Here is a 4,357-nt window from a genome sequence, read left to right as displayed (position 1 = left end):
GGCATGATACCAGTAGGTTCCTGCCGGATGATTCGGCTCCATTTTGTACTGATAGTCAAATTTTTCCTGAGGTTTAAATTTCAGGAAAACATTATCACTATTGCCTTGAGGGCTTACCCAGAAGCCATGGGTATGCAAGTTAGTAGTATTAAAGCAATGTGGATCGTTCACATTATCCACTTTGTCTGGGCAGGTGGCTTTCTGTTCAGGTGGAAGCTGGTTATTTAGGTTAATTTTCAAGGTTTCACCTTGTTTGACCCGGATTTGCGGACCAACTAAAAGGTCTTCAACAGACTCTCCAGTTTTTTTCTTGTTAAACAAACTGGCATTAGTGAGATAACCTCTGACGAACAGTTGATCCCAGGTACTATTTCTCGGATTGTAAATCTTGCCGGTTTTATAAGCGACAATCAGTTCATGGGTGCCTTTGGAATTTTTTTGCAATAGTGGCGGATTGCTAATCAATGTATCGGATGTTGTTGGAGTAGGTTGTGGGTTGTTGGGATTATTGGGAGTGGTTGGTGGGTTAGGATTGTTGGGAGTTGGCGGTTTAGGATTGGAAGGGTTTTTACCTCCATTCCAGCTTGCTGCCAGTACCGCGATCACTGCAGCAACGATACCAATAATGGCGAGTTGTATCATTGTAATCACCCTTATGTGCTTTTGTGATAAGTGTTGTTGTGAAGTAATTCGAGGGTAGATTTACAAAGTTGAGATACAGACTGTTATCACCAAATTAGGGGGAAGGCGACAGATGGTAGGCTGAAATGACGTGTGTAAAGTATTTTAGATAGGGATGCGTTTTATAAGCTCATGTTTATGAATCATTGTCCTATAAATATTTAACGTATTTCTAAAATTGTAAGAAAGTCTTAAAAAATATATGGAATTGAGAATGTAACTTATTTCGGGTTATGTCTTAACCTGAAAAATGATTTTTTCGCCTAAGCTCATCGAGCAATATCTGCAATGAAATTTACTATTTTTGGCTAAGAGCTACGCTTAACACTGAAATAGAAAACATAGATTCAGCTTTTTATTAAATGAGCTATTTCTAAAATTGAAAGATTCTAAGCTTTGATTTCATATGAAATTTATCCTTAAACTGATTTGAATAAATCGATTATTTTTTATGCTGCTATCAACATCTCATACTAAAGAATGAGACAGATTTAGGCCTATTTTTCAGAAAAAATGCAATTTAGAGTCAAAATTCTAAAGTATGGGTCATTAATTTTGGTAAAAATACTATTTTTAGTATTTAAGCTTTTGAAAATTATAAAATTTGGGAAATGGACTTTCGGCAGCGTACAATGCCTTTATTAAAAAACAAGTCATCAAGATATTTTGATGAATAAAAAGAGTAATGAAAGAGGGCAGGCAAGCTATGAACAATAACTACCGGAAACCGCTGCAAGGTACCCAGCTGGAATATTATGACGTGCGTCAAGCCGTAGAAGATATTCAGCCAGGCGCATATGCCAAACTTCCTTATACATCTAAAGTGCTGGCCGAGCAGCTGGTACGCCGTTGCGACCCTGTGATTTTAGAACAGTCTTTACGCCAGTTGATTGAGCGTAAACAGGAACATGATTTTCCTTGGTATCCGGCGCGTGTAGTGTGTCATGACATCTTAGGGCAAACAGCACTGGTCGATCTTGCCGGTCTGCGTGATGCGATTGCCGATCAAGGCGGTGATCCGTCTAAAGTCAATCCAGTGGTGCCGACCCAGCTGATTGTCGATCACTCGCTGGCAGTAGAATATGGCGGCTTTGACCCAGATGCATTTGAGAAAAACCGTGCGGTAGAAGACCGCCGCAATGAAGACCGTTTCCATTTTATTGAATGGACTAAAACTGCGTTTGAAAATGTCGATGTAATTCCTGCGGGTAACGGCATCATGCACCAGATCAATCTGGAAAAAATGTCACCGGTGATTCAGAACCGTGATGGTGTTGCATTCCCGGATACTTGTGTCGGTACAGACTCACATACGCCACACACTGATGCACTGGGCGTGATTTCAGTCGGTGTTGGTGGCTTAGAAGCTGAAAACGTGATGCTGGGCCGTGCATCCTGGATGCGTCTGCCAGACATTATCGGTGTGGAACTGGTAGGACAACGTCAAGCGGGCATCACTGCAACGGATATCGTACTGGCTTTAACTGAATTCCTGCGTAAAGAACGTGTGGTTGGTGCTTATCTGGAATTCTTCGGTGAAGGCGCGGACAGCATGTCCGTGGGAGATCGTGCCACGATTTCTAACATGACCCCGGAATATGGCGCAACTGCGGCTATGTTCTATATCGATCAAAACACCATTGATTATTTGACGCTGACTGGTCGTGAATCTGAACAGGTCAAACTGGTTGAAACCTATGCCAAGGAAATTGGTCTGTGGTCATCAGAAATGACTCAGGCAGAATATCCACGTGTATTGCGTTTTGACCTATCGACTGTCACCCGTAACATCGCTGGTCCATCCAATCCACATGCACGTGTATCAACTTCTGACCTGAAAGAAAAAGGCATTGCGGGTGTGGTAGAAAACCGTACTGATGGCTTGATGCCAGATGGTGCAATCATCATCGCGGCGATTACCTCGTGTACCAATACGTCTAACCCGCGTAATACGGTGGCAGCGGGCTTGTTAGCGCGTAAAGCCAATGAGCTAGGTCTAGTGCGTAAACCTTGGGTGAAATCATCTTTTGCTCCGGGTTCTAAAGCAGCAGCATTGTACCTGGAAGAAGCGGGTGTCCTCAAAGATCTGGAAAAACTGGGCTTTGGTATTGTGGCTTATGCTTGTACCACCTGTAACGGGATGTCGGGTGCACTTGATCCGAAGATTCAACAGGAAATTATTGACCGTGACCTGTACGCGACAGCAGTCTTGTCCGGTAACCGTAACTTCGATGGCCGTATCCATCCTTATGCGAAGCAGGCTTTCCTGGCATCTCCACCGCTTGTCGTGGCTTATGCGATTGCCGGTACGATCCGTTTTGATATTGAGAAAGATGCACTAGGCACAGACAAAGACGGCAATCCAATTTATCTGAAAGACATCTGGCCATCGGATGAAGAAATTGATGCTTTGGTGAAAGAATCGGTAAAACCAGAGCAGTTCAAGAAAGTTTATATTCCGATGTTTGATCTGGGCGAGCGTGAGCAGGCAGCAAGTCCACTGTATGACTGGCGTCCGCAAAGTACCTATATCCGCCGTCCACCATATTGGGAAGGGGCATTGGCTGCACCGCGTACTCTGGCAAATATGCGTCCGTTAGCCATCCTTGGCGATAACATTACTACCGATCATTTATCTCCATCGAATGCGATTGTGTTGGATTCGGCAGCAGGTCAATATCTAGCGAAAATGGGCTTGCCTGAGGAAGACTTTAACTCGTATGCAACGCACCGTGGTGATCACCTGACTGCACAGCGTGCAACCTTGGCGAATCCGAAGCTGTATAACGAAATGGTAGTGCGTTCCGACGGTACCATCAAACAAGGTTCTAAAGCACGTGTCGAGCCGGAAGGTGAAGTGATGCGTATGTGGGAAGCGATTGAAACCTACATGAACCGTAAGCAGCCGCTCATCATTGTTGCAGGTAAAGATTATGGTCAAGGTTCAAGCCGTGACTGGGCTGCGAAAGGTGTGCGTCTGGCAGGTGTAGAAGCGATTGTGGCTGAAGGCTTTGAACGTATTCACCGTACGAATCTGGTCGGTATGGGTGTACTTCCACTTGAGTTTAAGCCGGGTACAGATCGTAAAACTTTGAAGCTGGATGGTACTGAGCTATATAGCGTGATCGGTAATATTGCGCCACGTTCGACTTTGACTCTGGTGATTGAGCGTGCGACTGAGGATGGCAAAAAACAGACCATTGAAGTGCCGGTGACTTGCCGTCTGGATACTGAAGAAGAGGTTTCTGTGTATGAAGCGGGTGGGGTATTACAGCGCTTTGCGCAGGATTTCTTGGAAGGGAATGTGGCTTAATTTTTCTAGTTACTAGTAAAAATCTCCCCTAACCCCTCTTTTCTAAAGAGGGGAACTCCCTCCTTTTTTAAAGGAGGGTTGGGGTGGATTAAAGTTGTTGAAATTGTTTAGAGAAAAAAATGTCACTTTTAAGAGAGATACAAATTGATGCTATAAACTCAAATGCTAAGATTTCAGATTTATTAAGAAAATGTCAAATATTAGCTTATAGATTGGGTAATGAAGATTTTAAGAATTGGATTAGCTTCGAATTGCAAGGCTATCCACAAGACCCAAAAAATGTACCTGACTATAGAATCTTAAATGTTAATTCAAAAGGCCATTTTACAGGTGCTTTTGGAAGTGCTTTAAATAATGCAGATA

Annotated in this window: 2 protein-coding genes and 1 pseudogene; 2 read left to right on the top strand and 1 reads right to left on the bottom strand. The window is 43.5% G+C overall.

What is annotated here, in order from left to right; translation table 11 throughout:
* Window positions 1–642, bottom strand: a 642-nt coding sequence (locus B4J23_RS04840; RefSeq protein WP_291359002.1) for a multicopper oxidase domain-containing protein, incomplete at its 3' end; no start/stop codon positions are given.
* A gap of 745 nt (window positions 643–1,387) precedes the next feature.
* On the opposite strand from B4J23_RS04840, the gene acnD reads away from it, so the two are divergent.
* Together acnD and B4J23_RS04830 are read left to right on the top strand one after the other, a co-directional pair.
* A complete protein-coding gene (acnD, locus tag B4J23_RS04835; protein WP_291359000.1) occupies window positions 1,388–3,994 on the top strand; it encodes a Fe/S-dependent 2-methylisocitrate dehydratase AcnD in 2,607 nt (868 codons plus the stop codon).
* 119 nt (window positions 3,995–4,113) lie between these two features.
* Window positions 4,114–4,357: pseudogene (locus tag B4J23_RS04830) on the top strand (hypothetical protein); the annotation flags it as partial.

The organism is Acinetobacter sp. UBA3025 (assembly GCF_002367915.1).
Classification (GTDB): domain Bacteria; phylum Pseudomonadota; class Gammaproteobacteria; order Pseudomonadales; family Moraxellaceae; genus Acinetobacter.
The sequence above is the reverse complement of the archived record's forward strand: the minus strand, read 5'-3'. Positions and strand labels throughout refer to the sequence as shown.